The following is an 18,118-nucleotide window of genomic DNA, read 5'->3' on the forward strand; positions in this document are numbered from 1 at the left end:
TTTTCGTAATCTTTTCTGATTTTGTGAATGGGAATTTCTTCATTTTTGAAGACCCTTTGTTTCATTCTTGGTTTGATTTTGCGCATCACGACATTTTTTCTTTGATGGTTGTATTTTGGTTTTCAGATGTTCATTTCATTTTTGTTTTAAGCAACTAAAAGATTTAGAAATTAAGAGATTTAGTGATTAGATAATTAATACATTCGCTATATTGTTAAACTGTTACATTGATATATTGTTACATTTTATATCGGATAATTCGCCACCAACACTTCCGTTTTCCTTTTGTTCAGAGCTTTTTTGCTATTGTGAGAAGCTGACAAAGGTTGGTCAAAGTTTTTTACATACCATTGATGCTCCTTTACAAACCTGTCGAGTATTTTAGATGGAAAATTACTTAGTAAAAATTTTCATTTGATTTGAGATAATACCGTCAGATCTCTGATAAAATCATCTTCGTGATAACCTCCGTAATGTCATTGGTTCGTTCCGATATAAGGAGGGTCGCAGTAAAAGAAGGTATCTTCATGATCTCTCGACTGGATGACCTTATCCGCCTGATTCTGTTCAATTTGCGTGTAAGAAAGACGGTTACTCATTTCTTCTTTAAAATTTTGTATTTTATTCTGAAATGTTGTAGGGCATTTGTTGTCCTTCGAATATCAAAAGCTACCTATACGACTGCAAAATCATTGATTGCATGAGACGTAAAATGCTCGTGCTCTTATGACGGGACTGTCTGCAAAAAGCCGGGGAGTTTCATAAATGAAAAGTGCTTTTTTATAGGTTTCTCTACTGTGAAGGGTAGCTTCGATTTTTTCGTGTAATGCTTTGTAGTTTTTCTTCAAAACTTCGTAGAAATTAACGACATTCATATTGGTGTCATTGATAATTTCCGAAGGAGAAGGCTCTTTAGCCCGAAACAGTGCGCCGCCTCAAAAATAAGGTTCTACATAGATTCTATGGGGAGGCGTCAATCAAAGAAGTTTTTTGACTAAATTCTGTTTCCCACCGTAATACGTAATCGGGGTTTTCATTTTTGCTTTAAGCAGGGGAGTTTTATTTTTTATTGTTATTTTATTTTCAGAGAAATTGTTCATTTTCACTTTTTGTAAATAAAGTAAATGTATCTATTGCAGGGGAGTGTTGCTTAAGAAAATAAAATAGCCCGAGTAAAAAACTTGGGCTATTTCCATGAGTTCATTTTTGGAACGGAAACCATTCCCAACCTTTGAATACCAAAGGTTTTACTTACTTTTTTTCAGGTCTCTTATCTTCCTGCTTCTTACCGAAATGCGGTTTTTCTGAAGCAGGTTTAGAATCAGACTTGAAATTCTGTTTTTCTTCCAATTTCTTACCTTCAGATGATACATCCGAAGGTTTCGTAGATTCCGAAATTGGTTTGTCGGAATTTTCAGAAGCAGAATCTTGTTTTTCAGAAACAAATTCAGTCGTTGGAGTATGCTCCGGATTTTCTGATAGGATCACTTCTGAGTTTGATTCCAAGTTTTCTTCTGTTTCCTTTTCAAGAGCAGGATGGACTTTGGAATGCATCCACTCTTGCAAGGTTGGAAGTTGTGACACTTCCTTGCTCCATCGGCTCATCACATACGAGATAATTTTGAAATCATCTCCGATAAGCTGTAAAAGTTCATTATTCTCCATTTCCACGAGGTTGAATTCCGATGGAACTTCGCCCTCGAAGTTGTGGGTAATAATTTCGATCAATTCTTTTCGGGAAAAATGTTTGACCATTTCCGTACTGATCGATTGATACTGAGGTTCAGATTTTACTCTGTCCTTTAGCACTGCTGAGAATATTTTCAAGAGTGCCGTTTTGTTTTCGTTCATACTATTGGATTTTAATTGTTAGACATTTTGTTTAAAGATTTTGTTTTAGAGTCTTGTTTCTTTTTAATTCATATGTAGCACCATAAAGCGCTCTCCTTCAACGGAAGAACCGTCTTCAGATAGCTTTCCGCTTTGGATAAGAGATTGTCTCACTTGATCAGCCTTTCGGTAACTTTGATAAAAGGATTTCGGCTGAAAATGAACGATATCTATACAACTTGTTTTGTGTACGATGATAAAAACGGTAAGAACAAATACACTATGATCCTGCCTGTTCATATTGTTATCGTATAAATGATGACAAACTGAGTGGTATTTTCATTCGGAATGATTTGTTCAATTTTTTTATCTTCATTAAAGAGTGTTCCAAGCCCGAAATTCAAAAAGTCTACAAATTCCATAGGTTCTTCTGGAAAAGATTCAAGATAGTTTTGATGCATTTCAGCATTAATAATCATGATTTGCTTTACTGTTTTTTTGTTTTCCATTTTGTTTTAGGTAATGTTTTTTTTAGATTTTTATTCTACTAAATCATCAAGTCCCATTCTTTTGTAGATTTCGAGATTATGCTCGAAAGCTCCTTTGCAACGGTGGGTTGGCTTTCTGTCTTCACCTTCCGTTCCGTGGCAGATTTGATGGGCTTGAAGTAAAGTTCTTGCAATGACATCATTGGCTAATTTTACATCCTGCCATTCTCCCTTTTTATTTGGTTTAAATGGACAGGTTTTGCAATAATTTTTCATCACCGGAACTTTTTCAGGGTCTATTTTCATAAGATTGATTAATAATGAATGACAATTGATAAAAGTTTCTACTTCATCCAGTATTTTTCGGATTCCTGAAATCCAACCCAATTATTGTCGTCAAATCCTCTGCAACCAAGTTCGTGACGGATGATTTTTTCCAATGGAATCTGATATTTCAGAATGAATTTGAGCAGTTCGCCCTCCATCACTTGAAATTTACCAATGATCTCCTCCCAATGGGACAAGATTTCCGGGTCACCTACAATTCCTTTCAGATCGCCAAACGTCCAATGTTGGTAATTTTCGGGAAGTGAATAGTACTGATGTGTGATTTCCATTTCTTCGGCGGTTTGCTTGTCTGCAACGGCATAGTTGCCTTCCTCCGGTCCATCAAACACCACAAATTGCTTATTAACATTCCTATGCTCAAATTCCAGCCATAACGCCCTGTCTCTGGCTTTATCCAGATTATCATAAGATTCTAATATTGATTGTTTCATTTTTGTTTTATAAAATAATTGGATAAAAAGTTACAGGCTTAGGATTTGGAGCTGAGTTTCGGGAAAATCTTCTTCACTCATCAGTAGTGCTATTTTCTCCTGAGCTTCCCAATGGGTTGGGTAATATTGGGAAAGCGGAAGCGTGATGTATTTATCTTCTTCCTTTACAGAAGATTCAAATACGGCATACAAGGGTTGAGGAGTTCCCGCCTTTCGGCACAATGCCTTAAAGTTGCTGTGGTCGTACTCATCCCAGTCCGCCAAAATCTTGGTCATTAAATAATGTGTTTCGATCTGCAACTGACAAAGTACTTCATAGACTTTCTGTGGAGTGATTTTCTCTTCCGGTTCTTTGTTCCATCTTTCGATGAAGTAAGACAGAATATGAATATCATCAGCGATGGCTTCAAGCAAATCTTGTTTGTCCATCGTTTCAAAATCATACGATTCAGGTGCTCTATCTGGGTACATCCACTTAAAGATTTTTTGAAGTTCATCTTTACTTAAGATACTGCCGAATACGGAACTGATGTTTTCCACACGATCTCCTTCGATTCTTTGCTGGAGCATTTTCATAAAGCATTGTACCAAGAGGCGGTTTTCGTTTTTGTTCATTGTTTTTAATAGATTTTAGAGGTTAGACCATAATACTTACTGCTTATTGCGTTGAGCATTGAAAAAGAAATTCGTTTTCATCAGGAAGATCATCCAAAGGAAATGAGGCAATGATTTTGACAGGATAATAATCGTTTTCTCCGTCATAAATACTGTAGAAACGATCTTCTTCTGAAATACAGGAAGTGTTGAGACCTTTGTAAACTTCAAAAGTATTTTTATCATAATCAATCACATAAGCCCATTCGCAGAATAAACTGTCGGAGGCAAAATCGTAAGCATCAGTAGTTGCGATTTCGTCAAGATGACGAAACTCCAACAATACTTCCAAGATTTGTCCTTCGATTAGTTTTCCGTAGCGTTCACGGTAGCGGAAAGGGTAGCGTTTTTTGAACGCATCCTTCTGCTTTTCGTTGAGAATTCCGTTGGTACAGCTGATAGATTCCAGAAATTCGTCTTGTCGTTTTTGGTCTTTTTTATTCCAAAGACGTACTTTGGGTAGGATTTCTTTCAGATTTTCGGTGTTCTCAGGATTGCTAAAGAATTGTAACAGCTTGAGACCGAGTGAATCCGGATAGCCATCGAATTGTCCATAACAGGCTACTTTCACTTCTTGATTGTGAACCACCACGGTTAGGTTTCTTGTTCCCATTTTGTTTTTGTTTTTCTTGATTGTTGTTAATTTTTGTGTCACTAGTTGATTGTTACGTTGTTGATTTTTTCATTCTTTGTTATAAGGGGTTTTAATTTGTTGATGGTTAGTTTGTTGATTTGGATTGTTTCATTTTGTTTTAGAGATTTTTTGTGTTAAGAATTTTTTTCAGTTGACTGTTTTTGAGTTTTGATTTTGAATAGGTTTTGTTAATTTTTTGTGTTTTGATAGATTTTGATAAATTTTGAATTGATAGTTTGTTTTACATTGTTTTAGATTTTCGGTTGTTTGTTTTTCGTTTTGTTTTAGGATTTTGATTTTTTTGGTAGATTGATAGGTGTTACATTTTTTTTGTTTTAGATTTTGTTTTCTTTAGTCTTTACATTTTTGTTTTAATTGATTTGGTATGTTTTGCCGGCGATGGTGCTTGTATGGATTTTTGGTTGACTTGCAAGAGAAGTTGATGTAGTTTGACTTTACATTTTTACTTTTTATAGATAGGAAGATGGTAATTAGGGAAAGTGGAAAAAGGGAGATATTATGGCATAGAAATTGCAGTTAAAAGCTCGATAAACAGGGCGATTTCTGCTTTTCTTTGGAGGTTGCCAAAAAGGTAGTCTAAAAGGTTCTCAATAAGGTATTCTAAAGTATATTGACATTTTATCGACACTCGACACACCTTAATCGAAAGAACTTGACTTCGCATAAAAAATCCATAAGTAGCACCATCACTTTTATGAGAAACAGTTCCGATATATTTTAACAATCCATTCCAGGAAATTCAATCAAAAGCCAAGAATCCTGCTCTTTATTTCCTTTACAAAACCATGCTTTTTTAAGCCAAGTTTTAATTCCAAAAAAACAAATGCATCCGTATTCTGTTTTATTTCTTCTTCCGGATCAGGCAATTTGTTAAGCGATACAACTTAATTTTTTAAAATTCATACCTGAATTCTTTAAAAATTTAATCTGAAAATTCAAACCGAAACTCAACCCCAAAAATTATTTTATCATGAATTCAACCATTCAATTCTGGAACAAAACTTCTTTTCTGTGGAAAATTAGAACCCAAGAACCTTATATTTTAGCAGGAAGTTATTTACTTGCCGGACATCCTTCGGGTCGGGATGCTTTGCTTTCAGAACGAATAAAAGCAATCGATAAAAATCTCTCCCGACTGGATAAAAGCTCGATTCATTACCGTAAAGAACTTCAAAAAAGATTTCTGACCTTCAAGGAATTTGAAGAAATGAGAACCAAGAAAACGGTAAACAAAGAAAAATTGGAAAGAACAGTATCCGTTTCGCCTGCTTTGGAATATTGGAATCTTTTATTAAAACACCCGAAATTTTTATCTTTTTTTACCGGCGATGATGAACACGACTATCAGAAACTTCTTTCATTTTGTCTTCCTTCGCTACACCCATTATTTTTTGCTCCAAAGCCTGTCCCATTTCCCGTTTCCGCTTTAGACAGGCATTGTTTCCTTAGTGGTAGGACAGGCTCAGGAAAAACGGAATTTATGAAAGCAATTGCTTACCAAATTCAGCATCAATCCCAATTGAAACAGCAACACTCAATAATTCTTTTGGATCCTCATGGAGATCTATCTGAAAGCCTATTAGCATTCCGCCTCAATCTTCAGAAACCTGAACGTGTGTGGTATATTGATCCTCAGTTGGAAAATAGAAAAATTCCCTGCATCAATCCATTTTGGCAGCGTGTCGCGGAACCCTTCTTAATTGACGTAATGTCCCAACAATTTGCCAAAGCATTTTCAGAATTAATTCCCGAAGCAGGAATGTCTCTCCAAATGGAGGCTTTGCTTAAACCTTGCCTTTCTGTTTTGCTTGAAAGAGGAGGATGCGGATTATCCGACCTACAGGTCTTTATGGATGATACCCAAAATGCAAAATGGGTGGAATTGGGAAAGAAATCTTCGTTTCAGGTCTACCGTCAATTTTTTGAAACGGCATTCCTCAGTAAGAAGTATGCTCCTACCAAACTGGCCATATACACGAGATTGCAACATCTCCAAAACAATATGATGTTCTACCACATGATGAATGGAAAAAGCAATATCGACCTAAAGAAAGGAATGCAAGAAGGAAAGGTGATGTTGTTCAACCTATCTAAAGGAAAATTGGGAGAAGATGCGAGCAGAGCACTCGGAAGATTTGTTTCGGCAACCATTCTGAGCATCGTATTTCAGAGGGCGTTCGAATCCGAACATTCAAGAAAGCCATGTTATCTTTTAATTGATGAATTCCATAATTTCACGACAGAAAGCGGAAGTATCCAAACGATATTTTCTGAGGCCAGGAAGTACAAACTGCGTTTGATCGTTGGAACACAAAGTGTCGGTCAGATCCCATTATCATTAAAGAATTCAGTTTTGAATAACTCGGCTGTTAAATTGGCGGGAATCAACGGTTTGCCTGCGCTTAAAGAATTGGCTGGTGATTTTGGAGTTTCTTATGCTGCGATGCAGAGTCTGTTACCTTATGAATTCTATTTAAAACATGATCATTTTTCTGCGGTAAAAATTAAAAGCCCCGATTTTCTGATCAAACAGCCGAAAAGATATTTTTGCAACAAGGAAGAACTGAAAAAACTAAAAGCCTATTTGTTGTCCGAATCGGGAATTTACAGAGACATTATCAATGTCAATACTATTCCAACACAAATGCAGTTTCAAAATAAAAGTCAAAATCAATCGAACGAATCTACACCAAATCCGGTTCATTCGCCAACTTTGATTTCTTCAAAAACCAAATCGACTTTAGAAAATACCACTCATGAAACTATAAATCCTGCATCAGATTCCGAGGCTACAATTCGGCCAGCAACAGAAAATTCTGAAACCGTACCTCAAAATTCCACAGAGTCCAGCGGAAGTATTAAACCTAAGTTTCATCTGTAAACACAAGTTCTTATAAGAATACAAGGCATTTTTATGCTGTATTTTAATTTTTAAAAAACTCAAAAAAATGGTTACCAAAAGATTATTCTTTCAAACACTTTCTCCTTCACAGGAAAAAATTCTTTTAGCTTTGGCTCGTTACAAATACCTTACAGCAGGGCAATTGCTCGGTCTCGGAATTATGTCGGACAGAGCGAATCTCAACAAGCAAATTGCAGAACTCAGACTTCGGAAAGATCCGTTGGTGGGTTCTATTGCATTCGGAGTTCATCCTGCAATAGGGAAACTCGAAAATGTACATTTTCTCAAGGCTCATGGTGCTGAAATTGTTAAAGATTATTTGAGAGAAGATGTTGTCAGGTTTCCGAAAAATGAAGGTCAATTTTATCAAAAGGATTACTTCCATAGAATGAACACTATTAATGTTCAAATCGCTTTGCACGAAGGAATTTCCAAAAATGAGGGTTGTGAAATGCTCCTATTCTTAACGTATTTCGATAAGGTTTCTACGGGAAAGAAGAAAGGGTATAGAGCGGAATCTTCCATCCAAGTCTCTGAAAATGATTATTTGATTGCCGATGCACTTTGTATGCTTCAAACACCGAACAGAAAAGAGTTGTATGCCATTGAAATGTGTAACGGAGACGATACAAGTCGTGTTCACAAATCGTTGTTTCATCATTTGAGGGCATTGTCAGTAGGGCAACCGAGCAGAATGTTTGGGTTGGATTATGGAAGCCGTATTCTCTGTATCTTCGAACTGGAAGTGTATAAACAAATGGCGATGAAGAGATTGTTTGAAGATAATAGCTTTGCGGAAGCAAAATTCCACTTTTTATTCAAATCCTTAGAGGAGATTGGGCAAAATGCTTTTGAGGATTGGTGGTTGTTTGATGGGGAGAAAGTAGGATTATTTTAAGAAAAATTATTAAATTCACTAACAATATAATAGAATACTCGTTATTTTGTTTAAAAGTGTACTAATTTTGGAAATTATAGTGTCTTAAATCCTAATTTCCATTTTTCACAGATGATTAAAATTTATTTTTTATTTATATTCTTATTATTCAACATAGTTGTTTTCTCTCAAAAACAAAATATGTTGGATAGTTTAAAAACCGAGTTAAAAAAAAGACCCGATTATTTTTTCTTACAGCGTGAAATTATCAACCATTATATTAATGCATCTAATATACCTGAAGCTAAAAAAGAAATAGAATTTGCAAAAACCAGATTTAAAGACAATCAGGACTATGTAATTTACTTCAAGCTTAATGAAGTATATCTCTGTCTGATAACAGGAGATATGGAAAATGCCGATAAAAAGTTATCCTATTATGAAAAGAATATTTCATACGCTAAACTACCTATTACTGCTATTCATATCCATTTTTTTAGAGGTGTAATAGCATCATCCAACGGGACTCAAAATAGTGCAAAAGATGAGTTTGAAAAAAGTATTCAAATCATTAACACAAATAAATTGGAAAAAAAGTATTTTTTAAATTCTTTTAATTTTTATGCTAATTCACTGATAAGGATTGGGAATTATGAAAAAGCATTGGGAATTCTGTTTGAAATCCTTGAGGTTAAAGAATTTAAAGTGCGGTTCCCTGTGTATAATAGTATCGGGGTTTGCTACTACAATCTTAAGCAGTTTGATAAAGCAGAGTATTATTATCAATTAAGTGTTCAGAATTCTGATGATGCCAATAAGGCTCAATTATCTTGTAATCTTGCCCTTCTTCTGATTGAGCAAAAAAAAAGTAAAGAGGCTGAAAAGTACATTAACAGGTTGGACTTCAAAAAACTAACATCAATAGACTCCAGTTTTGTCTTCAATGTTTTAAGTGAAATTGAGAAGAGAAATAAAAATTATTCGAAAGCTATTGATCATATAAACACGGTTATTCGTATTGACGAGAGACTTGATAACAAAGCTTCTTTGGGAAGTGACTACCTGTCAATAGGTAGTTTGTATAAAGAAACCGGCAATTTGAAACAAGCCGATTTTTATTTCAATAAATCATATCAATTACTCAATCAGTTTGAGGATAAAAATAGCAAAAAATTGCTTTTGGAAAACCTCATTGGGCTGGAATTACTTAAAAATAATAATCCAAATGGCACTCGTTATTTCGGCGAGTTTCTGAGAATTTCTGATTCAATCAACTCAGAGGCGATACAAAAAAGCACCAATGCATTAAACTTAAAATTTGAGACCTCCAAAAAAGAATCACAAATCAAAACACAGCAACTTCAAATAGAAAAGCAAAAGAATAATACCAATATGGCACTCATGGGTATTGCCTTGATGTCATTACTTTCTGTGGGAGGCTATGCATGGATTAGAGCAAGGCAGAAGCAGAAGCAACACCTAATGGAAAAACAAATAGAGGAGTTTGAATATGATATTTCAAAGCTAGAACTTTCCAATATTAATAACCAATTGAATCCTCATGAAATTGCAGGAATTTTACAGAGAGTAGGATTAGAAATTTATTCGGAATCGTCAGAGGCTTATCAGACCATGACAAAGCTACATCGTATAATAAGGCCGTCTCTAACAACCACCCTTACGGAAAACTTTCAACTCCAGCTTGAGCAAATTGAAAATTTATTATCATTTGAGCAGTCAAAAATAAATATTCCTTTTGACTATTCCATCCAAAACCAAATCCAAAATACTGAGATTGCAGTCCCTAAATTATTGCTCGTAAACCTTGTAAACAACGCCATCAATCATGGAATACGAAAAAACCAACCTCACGGGGGAAATATTACTGTCAATGTAAAGGAGGATTCGGATTATCATTATTTTACAGTGGAAGATACTGGTAAAGGAAGAGACATAAGCCAGCCGTTGCAAAAAGGTTTGGGATTAAGTTCGTATGAAAAGCTGTTTTTTGTACTTAACAAAAAAAATACACTGAAAGCGTCTTTAGAAATTATAGATAAAATACCGCAAACAGGAACAATCATAAAAGTAAAAATTCCGAAAAACTACCAATACACAATCAACTGATGAAATACCATTATATTATTATTGAAAATGAAACCGATGTTGAAGAATTTATAACTACTATTTTAGGAAACTATAAAAAGTATAAAAAAATAGGAAGTGCAGTAGATTACCAACAGGGGCTTGCTTTAATTTTGGAGAAAAAACCTGATCTTATTTTTTTGGATATGAAGCTGGAAGGGGAAAAAAGCGGAATTGATCTTTTGGATGCTTTACGGCTTCATTATATACAAACCCCTCCTGTTATCGTAATCAGTGGACATGATGAATATGCCAAGTTTAGCCTAAATAAAAAAGCATTATATTTTATTTCTAAACCAATTGATTTGAGTGAGATGAGTATTGCGTTGGCTGAATTTGAAAAGCAGTTTAATAGTAAGAGAAAGAGACTTTCAATCAAAACAAATTATGGTCGTGAGCTGATAGAATTTGATACTTTGGTCTATCTGGAAGCCTCCAAAAATTACACTGAACTATATATAACAGGAGCAAAAGCCAAGCATATCTATGCTAAAAATATAGGCGAAATGGAAAAACTTTTAAACGGGGATTTTTTAAAAATACATGAATCTTATATTGTGAATGTGAAATTTATTGCCGAAATATCCACCACAAAAAAAGAAATAAGACTCAAAAATTACATTCCTTCTGATGGTATTACATCGCCTAAAAACAGAAAATCAGAAGAGCAGGGCTCTCAATCGGTATATCTTCCGATTGGTTTAAAGTACCTTGAAAGGGTAAAAAACCATTTGCTGTAATTGTTTTTTATATCGTTTGTCCTTATTATATATACATAGATTCATTTTTTTATACTTTTCGTCATTTTTTCATCGGAAACGCCTTCTAACACCTGCTTTTCGCAGGTTTTTTCTTGTAGATTTGAAATATTACAAATCTCTTGAAAATGCAATGCCAATGGATACACTATAATATATTCTATCAATGATTGTTTTCGAAAAACAATGTATTGCGTAGGAAACTCATCCTATGTCACCAGAAACTTTGTCGGTGGATAAAGAAATGGGAGGAATAAACAAAAATATCAACCAAAAAAATTAATAAAAATGAGAATCCTGAATTTCATAGTAGTAAGTCTACTTTTTATCCTATTTTCATCGTGTAATCAAGATGATGAGATCATTAACTCAATTTCTGACACTGCACTATCTTCGGCAAAAGTATCTGCCTTAGCATCGACAACAACTACTTATTATTCATCACCAACTGTTGGGAGTTATACACCCAATAGTTCTATTAGCACAACACTCACTGGAACAAGTGGGTGTAGTAGTTTTAGTGGCGGAGTAATAAAAGCAAGAATAAAATCTCAAACGGGTTCAACATTTGTAATCGAGATTAGAAAACAGAACAACACTACATTTGGTGTTGGTGGAATCGCCTATGTAAAAGTAGGATCAGTATGTGGAAGTATTGCAGGACAAGTAAGTTATTCTAGTGGACCAAGTTCAATTGAAATTACAGTAAACGCAACATTCTCACGAGGAGTTGTACACTTTTATCCTGTTGTTGTATCAAGTTCTGGAGGAACGCGTTATTTTTCTGAACCTATCATGATTTATACCATACCAATGTATAACATCAAGACTTCTTATACAATACGAGAAACATTAGGTACGGTCAATGGAACTATTGTAAAGGCATCTAATCCGAATTTACTGAATAAATATGATCTGGATGTACAATGTACAGAGTTTTGTTGTCGTTATTATGCTCAAGTCTATGGAAAAAACATTATCAATCCTAACACAACTAATGGAGGTCATGCTAAAGATTGGTATAACACTGCATCTGTAAAAGGATTACAAAAAATTCCTATAGGAAATACACCACGAGTTGGAGATATTCTTTGTATGGAAGGTGGTGGTGGCAATGGGCACGTTGCTATCATTATAGAGGTTGGAACTTCTTTGATAAAAGTCGCCCAACAAAATGCGGGTATTCCATCAGTTAATGCATCTAATTATGACACACATTGGCAGCATGCCATAGGTGGAGGTTTATTGTACAACTCTTCTACTAAAATAATCACACCTCCTAATGGATATACTGTTGAAGGATTATTAAGATTGTAAACTTAATATTTAAAAATAAGAGGCTGTCCGAAAAGTTTGGACAGCCTCAATTTTTGCTGATTTTATTCGTACCCCTATACAGGAGCAGTATATAAATATCCGAATCTCAGAAGGTGTTACCGACTTTTCGGACACTCCCTTTTCCCATTATAAGGATTTGAATGTAGATAATATTTTGAGAAAATAATCACTGCTTCATCGAATAGGGTATAAATCAGTAGGCATGTCTCATGGTCAAGAATAAGTAAAATTATATTTAGTATTTGATCATAACATTTCAATATCACAAGAAGGATCTGGGTATGGAGTACACCTTGTGTATTCTTTCTTGTATCATTCTGGAGTCCAAATGCCTATATTAAACAGCTGAGCATATCATTTAATGTAAGTATTAGGATTACTATTTATTGGTTTATTAGGGTCTTCAATTCCATATCGCCCAGATGCACTAGTTGGAATAGCTATCTTTATACTTCACATAAATCCGCTATAAGCCTCTTGTAATTCTTTACTAGCAGGATAAACAAATACTTTATACTTTTCCCAACCTTTCGGTAATGTAAGTTGAAATCCATATTCTTTATTTACATAAACAAGAGGACTACTTTGGTTTCATGTATCTACTGATCATGAGGATATAATATTTCAAATATCAACAATAGCTCATGGTGCTATTATAGCTCAAGTTTTAGTAGTTAAGACAACAGTATCTTTCAGATTTCAAATGTTGTTTTGAAATAACAGCAGTCAAATAATTCCCAATACCAATCCCCCAATAAGATAATAATAAATCTTTGTGTTCATTGTTTACAATTATAAATAAAAGACTATATAATAGAGGAACGATATAATATCTATTATGTGATCATTTTCAAGACATTTATGTAAAATATAGCCCGTCAAATTTTGCGGTTAATATTTCTTTCAAAAAGACAAATATTTGCTCAGGCAGGTTGCTTGTTTACCATCCTACTTAATTCGTAAAGGAAGCAATTTAATTTCACAAGCTTAATAAGATCTATGTAACCAAATGTATCAATGCGTCACTAAAGTCACTCAAAAATACTGGTTAAGTAAGCAATAATTTTAAGATACTGAAGCTTCCGAAGAATAAAAAAGCAAAAAGAGAGCTGTTATAGCTCTCCGTATTTTGATTCGTATTTCTGTACTATCTTTTTCTGTTGGTTTAATAGTTCTTCCAACAGTACTATCTTATCTTCATAAAGTTTTTTTATCAAATCCACATCTTCTCTTCCTAATCCCACAATAATACTTCCGCTATAATTCCCTTCTACATCGCCTACACTATTAAAATATTTCTGGCTGTCAAACTCTTTAATATCTTCAGGTTTCACTTCCAAAACTTCAGCAATCTGCTGTAATTTTTCATCTGGTAACTTTGAACTTTTTTCTATTTTGGAATAGGCAGCTTGGCTGATATCAAGCTTCTCTGCCACATATTCTTGTGTTAGATTTTTAAGTTCTCTTATGTTTTTTATTTTGTTTCCAATCATAGCAGGTTATAAATTATAACATGGCAGGTTATATATTAAAACTATACAAACTTACAAAATCAAAATGATGTAGCCATTTTTGTACTTATAATTTTTCAAACTAACTTTAAAAACTATATATGATGTTCAAAACAAAAAATCTATTGGTATTCTTTTTACTGACCTCAATGTCATTGTATTCACAAACCAGACTTCCCGGAGCTTCAGGAGGAGGTGGCGGTGGCGAAGGCTCTGTTGTAAATCTCAACAAAGAAGTTCAGCTTAAAAAAGATATTGACGATGTAGGACTTACTGTAGCCAACAGATTGATGAATTGTTGCTCAACTTGGGGTGGTAAAAATGTGTATTCCCAAGTGGATTATTCGGATGTAAGACAGAATACCACCACGGGTGCTTTTACAGTACCCATGGTGGTCGGATGGTATGGCTCATTAACAGGAACTCATTATTGGATTCAAGGCAAACTCATTATTAATTCTAATGGTGCCAAAGAATGGTTGAAAACCAATGATAGTGGAGGATTCAAATCCGGATGTTCGAGAGATTGCTCATTCTAATTTTCAAGACACAAATAAGGGTTGGACAATGTTCAATCCTTTTTTTAATCATTATTTACTATGGAATTAATAGATATTTTGGTCGCATCGGTATTATTCCTGATTATGTTTGGTATTGGTGTTTCTCTAAACTGGAAAGACACGTCAAACGTACTGTCATCACCAAAACCTTTAATTGTTGCATTAATATCACAGATGATTTTGTTGCCTGCAATAGCTTTTGCATTGTGTAGTATTATTGATGTTCCTAATTATATCAAAGTTGGAATTGTAATTTTGGCAGCAAGTCCGGGAGGTACAACAGCCGGTTTTATTACTTACCTGTTCAAAGGCAATACGGCACTTTCCATCATTCTTACCACTATAAATGCTATCCTTACCATTTTTACGATTCCTGTACTTGTCAATTTTGCACTGAAACTCTATTACGGAAGTACCACAGAATTTCATCTTCCCTTTAAAGATACCATGATTGAAATCTTTGTATTGACTGCAATTCCTGCTTCTTTAGGAATTCTGTTACGAACAAAAAATCAGAATCTAGCCGAAAAAATTGGGAAATATGCCAAACCTGTTCTTATCATTCTTTTAGGATTTGTTTTTCTACTCAAGTTTTTCGGTGGACAAGGCAAAGCAGGAATAACCCATGGTGAGATTATCGAAATACTTCCGTCCGCATTACTTTTAAATATCGTTTGCTTCTCAACGGGTTTTTTAATGGCAAAATTGTTCAGACTCGGAGTTAAAAATGAAATTAGTCTTTCCGTAGAGAGTGCGGTTCACAATACCACCATGGCTTTTCTGATTTCGGGAACTTTACTTCACAACGAACAGTTCGGAAAAGTGTCACTTGTATATGCCATGTTTTCATTCTGGACAGCCTTGCTATTTTGTTTCATCATTTCAAAACTGCAACAGAATACCACACGGTCTTGAATAACATCAGCAATTCTTACAATTAAAAAACACCAACATCTATGAAGTCATTTCTCATTCTTACTTTACTCATTCCAATAACTTATTTCCACGCCCAACTCAATCAGCCGCAAACTTGGAAAGACTTTGTTTTGCAAGGAAAGGTGAAATTCGTTGAGGAAAACTATGTTGCCAAAAAGAAAAAAAATAGAGAAACCACTACCTTGAAGTTCAGCCCGAAAGGAAAAATTTTGAAGAAAGAAGAAATTAGTAAAGACAGAAAATCCAGCACTATTTTTTCGTACGATTCACAGAACAAACAGGAAAAAGTATGGTTTCGGAATTTTGATAAAAATGAACTCGTTACCGAAAGCATAATGACATTTAGATACAGGAACGATTCAGTTTTTGTAAGTACGGACATTACTGATAATAGTAAAAAATCCAATAAATCTTTTACAGCTATTCTGAAAGATGATCTTCTTGTAAAATATTTCGGAGAAAAGAAAGGAGAAAGCAGGGTAACCGATTTTGTATATGATGATCATAGCAATGTGCTTACGCAGACCAATTATAAAAACGGAGAACAAAGCAGTAAGTATGAATTTACATATAACTATGATGAAAACGGAAGTGTACTGACACAAACAGATCTTAACGAAAACACCACCATCGAATTTTTTCCGAATGGACTAAAGAAATCACATCAGGAATTTACTTATGAATACATCTATGATTCATCAGGAAACTGGATACGGAAAATTATATTCAAAAATGGAGAAAAATATTCGGAAAGCATAAGGAAGATTACCTATTTTGAGTGAAAACTTGAATTAAATAAGCTCATGATGCTATCCAAACAAATCAGAGTGACTCCCAATTTGTGATAAAAAGCAAATATCACCTTCTATATAATAGATTAATAGGATATCCGGAGAAAGATGAAGTTCTCGAAAATTTTTAAAAGCTCATTGAAGCTTGTGGTTCTTTCGTTTAGGAGAAAGGTTTCAAGACAATAATTGTGAGATACATTCTGAAAATTTTTCCAAAACCTTTGGCTGTGTTTGATACATTTTAAACTGTCTCTTGAATTTGGAAGTCCTTTGAAATTTCATTTAGGCTAAAAGTTCGGACAATAAATCTTCTGCATTATCAAATACAGGACTGTTTTTCTTAGCTTCTTCAACATCCAAGTGCCATTCTTCTGCTTTTTGCAATTGCTTAAAATATTCATATTCTGTCGGGGTAAGAATTACCGCCTCAAGTTTGTTATTGAGCAGGACATATTTGGCTCATGTATGTAGAGAATCAATAACCGATTTGGTTTTATATCTTAAATCACTTACCGAAATCATTTGGTCTGCGAGCATTTGTAATTTGTAAAGGATAAATAATGATGGTATTTATAATCAAATTTTGATGGATTGCAAGGTTTTTTAACCCAATAAGATACCGGTTGAAATTGTTTTCAACATCTTAGTTTGTCAGTAAATAAGGGGCAATACTGTTAATTTCATTGTTTCTGCATCGGGTAAATATAAAAAATCCCTTGCTTTTTTTGTTTTTTTAGATATGGTACATCCCTAACTTAAAACAAGAAAATTTATGGAAAGCAAAAACTTTCATTTTGTGAAGTATGAATTCGGAACAGTAGAGGCAGAGAACGGACAACAAGCCGGGCAAATGGCAGCTCATCCTTTAGCTCCTAAAAAGAGCGAGGTTTTGATCATTGTATCTCAAAAGATGGGAACTCCTGTATTTCCGAATCTGGGACATCAGGAGATTGTTGAAAGACTTTCTCATCTGGAAACGGTTCTCATCTGGAAGGAAGAACACTTTGAGCAAAAAGCCAAAGAGCTGGAAGACAGAGCAGGGTATTCCTTGTTTGACCACAACAAATTCATAACAGCTCTTTATGAAATGATTAACAACCACAACCGTGACGAAGGTATCTCTTGGTCAACTGTTGAAAGCTATCTGAATGAATTTTGCATGAAGGGCTAAAAACGAACTCCGACTAGTATTCTAATCGGAGTTTTTTGAATATTTATAACAAAAAATGTTTTTAATGAAAAAAATCATTCAGAAAAACAAACTTGAAATTAAAGTTAATTTATTAAGCTATTTTTTTAAATAAATAGTATTAATTTGATACTTATAATTGATTTTTATTAAAATATTGAAAAAATAATATATATACACTAATTTTTTTGATTGTGATTTTAGATATAATTGTACTGGTTTTCAATTTATTAACAATTGCGATAATTTTCTTTTTCACTACTTTTGCACAAACTCAAATTAGATGACAAAAATATATTTCGTATTTATTGCCTTATCGTGTATTTTTTTCAATGATGTTAAAGCTAATAGCTTTTATCATACTGGTGATTCACTTCAGATTAATAAAAATTCTTTAAACTATAAGAGCGTTGGTAAAAACGTCTCTGTTTTCCCATTAGATAATTTTTCTTCATTCATTAATAATGATCCGGAAACCGATAAAGAAATCGGTAAAGCCATAGGTGCTTTTGGAGAGTTAGAAAAGAGCGGAAATTTTACGAATACCATTAATCCTAACGAACTTACAGAATTCCCGATAGGTCTTAAAGAGAATGTATCAAATGTTGAATATGGTATTGTCGTAACAAAAGCAACCTTTACTCCTGAGTATGCTTTAATAAATGTATATGCAAGAGTTGTAACGCCACAAGCTGGTGCAGAAGG

The 18,118-nt window shown here is 34.1% G+C and carries 18 protein-coding genes and 2 pseudogenes; 10 read left to right on the forward strand and 10 right to left on the reverse strand.

Annotation, left to right across the window (positions count from 1 at the left end; all coding sequences use genetic code 11):
- Nucleotides 1-476: 476 nt before the first annotated feature.
- From BT156_RS21750 to BT156_RS04820, 8 genes and pseudogenes are all read right to left on the reverse strand, one after another.
- Nucleotides 477-626: pseudogene (locus BT156_RS21750) on the reverse strand (DNA adenine methylase); the annotation flags it as partial.
- 63 nt (nt 627-689) lie between these two features.
- Entirely contained in the window at nt 690-926 is a 237-nt protein-coding gene (locus BT156_RS21855; RefSeq protein ID WP_139255407.1) for a DNA adenine methylase, read from the reverse strand.
- Nucleotides 927-1,251: 325 nt separating this feature from the next.
- Nucleotides 1,252-1,851, reverse strand: coding sequence for a hypothetical protein (locus BT156_RS04790; protein ID WP_072407686.1), 600 nt, complete (start codon nt 1,849-1,851; stop codon nt 1,252-1,254).
- A 275-nt stretch (nt 1,852-2,126) separates the two neighbouring features.
- Nucleotides 2,127-2,339, reverse strand: a complete 213-nt coding sequence (locus tag BT156_RS04800; protein ID WP_072407690.1) for a hypothetical protein — start codon at nt 2,337-2,339, stop codon at nt 2,127-2,129.
- Between the two features lie 30 nt (nt 2,340-2,369).
- Nucleotides 2,370-2,624, reverse strand: coding sequence for a hypothetical protein (locus BT156_RS04805; RefSeq protein ID WP_072407692.1), 255 nt, complete (start codon nt 2,622-2,624; stop codon nt 2,370-2,372).
- 38 nt (nt 2,625-2,662) lie between these two features.
- Entirely contained in the window at nt 2,663-3,097 is a 435-nt protein-coding gene (locus BT156_RS04810) for a hypothetical protein (RefSeq protein WP_072407695.1), read from the reverse strand.
- 30 nt (nt 3,098-3,127) lie between these two features.
- Nucleotides 3,128-3,712, reverse strand: coding sequence for a hypothetical protein (locus BT156_RS04815; RefSeq protein ID WP_139255408.1), 585 nt, complete (start codon nt 3,710-3,712; stop codon nt 3,128-3,130).
- Nucleotides 3,713-3,755: 43 nt separating this feature from the next.
- Nucleotides 3,756-4,364, reverse strand: coding sequence for a hypothetical protein (locus BT156_RS04820; protein WP_072407699.1), 609 nt, complete (start codon nt 4,362-4,364; stop codon nt 3,756-3,758).
- Between the two features lie 1,012 nt (nt 4,365-5,376).
- On the opposite strand from BT156_RS04820, the gene BT156_RS04830 reads away from it, so the two are divergent.
- From BT156_RS04830 to BT156_RS22015, 5 genes are all read left to right on the forward strand, one after another.
- Nucleotides 5,377-7,287 carry a type IV secretory system conjugative DNA transfer family protein gene (locus BT156_RS04830; RefSeq protein WP_072407703.1) on the forward strand — a complete coding sequence of 637 codons (1,911 nt, stop codon included), beginning with the start codon at nt 5,377-5,379 and terminating at the stop codon, nt 7,285-7,287.
- A gap of 67 nt (nt 7,288-7,354) precedes the next feature.
- On the forward strand, nt 7,355-8,206 hold the full coding sequence (locus BT156_RS04835) for a hypothetical protein (protein WP_072407705.1): 852 nt from the start codon (nt 7,355-7,357) through the stop codon (nt 8,204-8,206).
- Nucleotides 8,207-8,386: 180 nt separating this feature from the next.
- Nucleotides 8,387-10,312, forward strand: coding sequence for an ATP-binding protein (locus tag BT156_RS04840; protein WP_170857267.1), 1,926 nt, complete (start codon nt 8,387-8,389; stop codon nt 10,310-10,312).
- A complete protein-coding gene (locus tag BT156_RS04845; protein WP_072407709.1) occupies nt 10,312-11,070 on the forward strand; it encodes a LytR/AlgR family response regulator transcription factor in 759 nt (252 codons plus the stop codon). The genes BT156_RS04840 and BT156_RS04845 overlap by 1 nt, the downstream gene beginning before the upstream one ends.
- An 813-nt stretch (nt 11,071-11,883) precedes the next feature.
- Nucleotides 11,884-12,405, forward strand: coding sequence for a CHAP domain-containing protein (locus BT156_RS22015; RefSeq protein WP_170857268.1), 522 nt, complete (start codon nt 11,884-11,886; stop codon nt 12,403-12,405).
- A gap of 1,133 nt (nt 12,406-13,538) precedes the next feature.
- Here the strand turns inward: BT156_RS22015 and BT156_RS04855 are convergent.
- Nucleotides 13,539-13,919, reverse strand: a complete 381-nt coding sequence (locus BT156_RS04855; RefSeq protein ID WP_072407713.1) for a helix-turn-helix domain-containing protein — start codon at nt 13,917-13,919, stop codon at nt 13,539-13,541.
- Nucleotides 13,920-14,038: 119 nt separating this feature from the next.
- Between BT156_RS04855 and BT156_RS04860 the strand changes: the two genes are divergently transcribed.
- Genes BT156_RS04860 through BT156_RS04870 form a run of 3 tightly spaced genes read left to right on the forward strand, consistent with a single transcriptional unit; the run spans nt 14,039 to nt 16,215 of the window.
- Nucleotides 14,039-14,476 carry a hypothetical protein gene (locus BT156_RS04860; RefSeq protein WP_139255409.1) on the forward strand — a complete coding sequence of 146 codons (438 nt, stop codon included), beginning with the start codon at nt 14,039-14,041 and terminating at the stop codon, nt 14,474-14,476.
- Between the two features lie 60 nt (nt 14,477-14,536).
- Nucleotides 14,537-15,412: a bile acid:sodium symporter family protein gene (locus tag BT156_RS04865; RefSeq protein ID WP_072407718.1), complete on the forward strand. Its 876-nt coding sequence runs from the start codon at nt 14,537-14,539 to the stop codon at nt 15,410-15,412.
- Between the two features lie 41 nt (nt 15,413-15,453).
- Nucleotides 15,454-16,215: a hypothetical protein gene (locus BT156_RS04870; RefSeq protein WP_072407720.1), complete on the forward strand. Its 762-nt coding sequence runs from the start codon at nt 15,454-15,456 to the stop codon at nt 16,213-16,215.
- Between the two features lie 27 nt (nt 16,216-16,242).
- On the opposite strand, the pseudogene BT156_RS22585 reads toward BT156_RS04870, so the two are convergent.
- A pseudogene (locus BT156_RS22585) lies at nt 16,243-16,344 on the reverse strand (type II toxin-antitoxin system YafQ family toxin); the annotation flags it as partial.
- Nucleotides 16,345-16,996: 652 nt separating this feature from the next.
- Here BT156_RS22585 and BT156_RS04880 point away from each other — a divergent pair.
- The gene (locus BT156_RS04880; RefSeq protein ID WP_072407722.1) at nt 16,997-17,395 is read left to right on the forward strand and encodes a hypothetical protein; all 399 of its coding nucleotides are present in this window, start codon (nt 16,997-16,999) and stop codon (nt 17,393-17,395) included.
- Nucleotides 17,396-17,696: 301 nt separating this feature from the next.
- Nucleotides 17,697-18,118: hypothetical protein (locus BT156_RS22285; RefSeq protein ID WP_185116582.1), on the forward strand; the 422-nt coding region annotated here is incomplete at its 3' end.

It is taken from the genome of Chryseobacterium limigenitum (assembly GCF_900114875.1).
Taxonomy (GTDB): Bacteria; Bacteroidota; Bacteroidia; order Flavobacteriales; family Weeksellaceae; genus Chryseobacterium; species Chryseobacterium limigenitum.

What these genes read in the sequence shown, in the direction of transcription:
- BT156_RS04790 (WP_072407686.1), bottom strand. Translation starts at nt 1,851, where the DNA reads ATGAACGAAAACAAAACGGCACTCTTGAAAATATTCTCAGCAGTGCTA.
- BT156_RS04800 (WP_072407690.1), bottom strand. Translation starts at nt 2,339, where the DNA reads ATGGAAAACAAAAAAACAGTAAAGCAAATCATGATTATTAATGCTGAA.
- BT156_RS04805 (WP_072407692.1), bottom strand. Translation starts at nt 2,624, where the DNA reads ATGAAAATAGACCCTGAAAAAGTTCCGGTGATGAAAAATTATTGCAAA.
- BT156_RS04810 (WP_072407695.1), bottom strand. Translation starts at nt 3,097, where the DNA reads ATGAAACAATCAATATTAGAATCTTATGATAATCTGGATAAAGCCAGA.
- BT156_RS04815 (WP_139255408.1), bottom strand. Translation starts at nt 3,712, where the DNA reads ATGAACAAAAACGAAAACCGCCTCTTGGTACAATGCTTTATGAAAATG.
- BT156_RS04820 (WP_072407699.1), bottom strand. Translation starts at nt 4,364, where the DNA reads ATGGGAACAAGAAACCTAACCGTGGTGGTTCACAATCAAGAAGTGAAA.
- BT156_RS04830 (WP_072407703.1), top strand. Translation starts at nt 5,377, where the DNA reads ATGAATTCAACCATTCAATTCTGGAACAAAACTTCTTTTCTGTGGAAA.
- BT156_RS04835 (WP_072407705.1), top strand. Translation starts at nt 7,355, where the DNA reads ATGGTTACCAAAAGATTATTCTTTCAAACACTTTCTCCTTCACAGGAA.
- BT156_RS04840 (WP_170857267.1), top strand. Translation starts at nt 8,387, where the DNA reads ATGTTGGATAGTTTAAAAACCGAGTTAAAAAAAAGACCCGATTATTTT.
- BT156_RS04845 (WP_072407709.1), top strand. Translation starts at nt 10,312, where the DNA reads ATGAAATACCATTATATTATTATTGAAAATGAAACCGATGTTGAAGAA.
- BT156_RS22015 (WP_170857268.1), top strand. Translation starts at nt 11,884, where the DNA reads ATGATTTATACCATACCAATGTATAACATCAAGACTTCTTATACAATA.
- BT156_RS04855 (WP_072407713.1), bottom strand. Translation starts at nt 13,919, where the DNA reads ATGATTGGAAACAAAATAAAAAACATAAGAGAACTTAAAAATCTAACA.
- BT156_RS04860 (WP_139255409.1), top strand. Translation starts at nt 14,039, where the DNA reads ATGATGTTCAAAACAAAAAATCTATTGGTATTCTTTTTACTGACCTCA.
- BT156_RS04865 (WP_072407718.1), top strand. Translation starts at nt 14,537, where the DNA reads ATGGAATTAATAGATATTTTGGTCGCATCGGTATTATTCCTGATTATG.
- BT156_RS04870 (WP_072407720.1), top strand. Translation starts at nt 15,454, where the DNA reads ATGAAGTCATTTCTCATTCTTACTTTACTCATTCCAATAACTTATTTC.
- BT156_RS04880 (WP_072407722.1), top strand. Translation starts at nt 16,997, where the DNA reads ATGGAAAGCAAAAACTTTCATTTTGTGAAGTATGAATTCGGAACAGTA.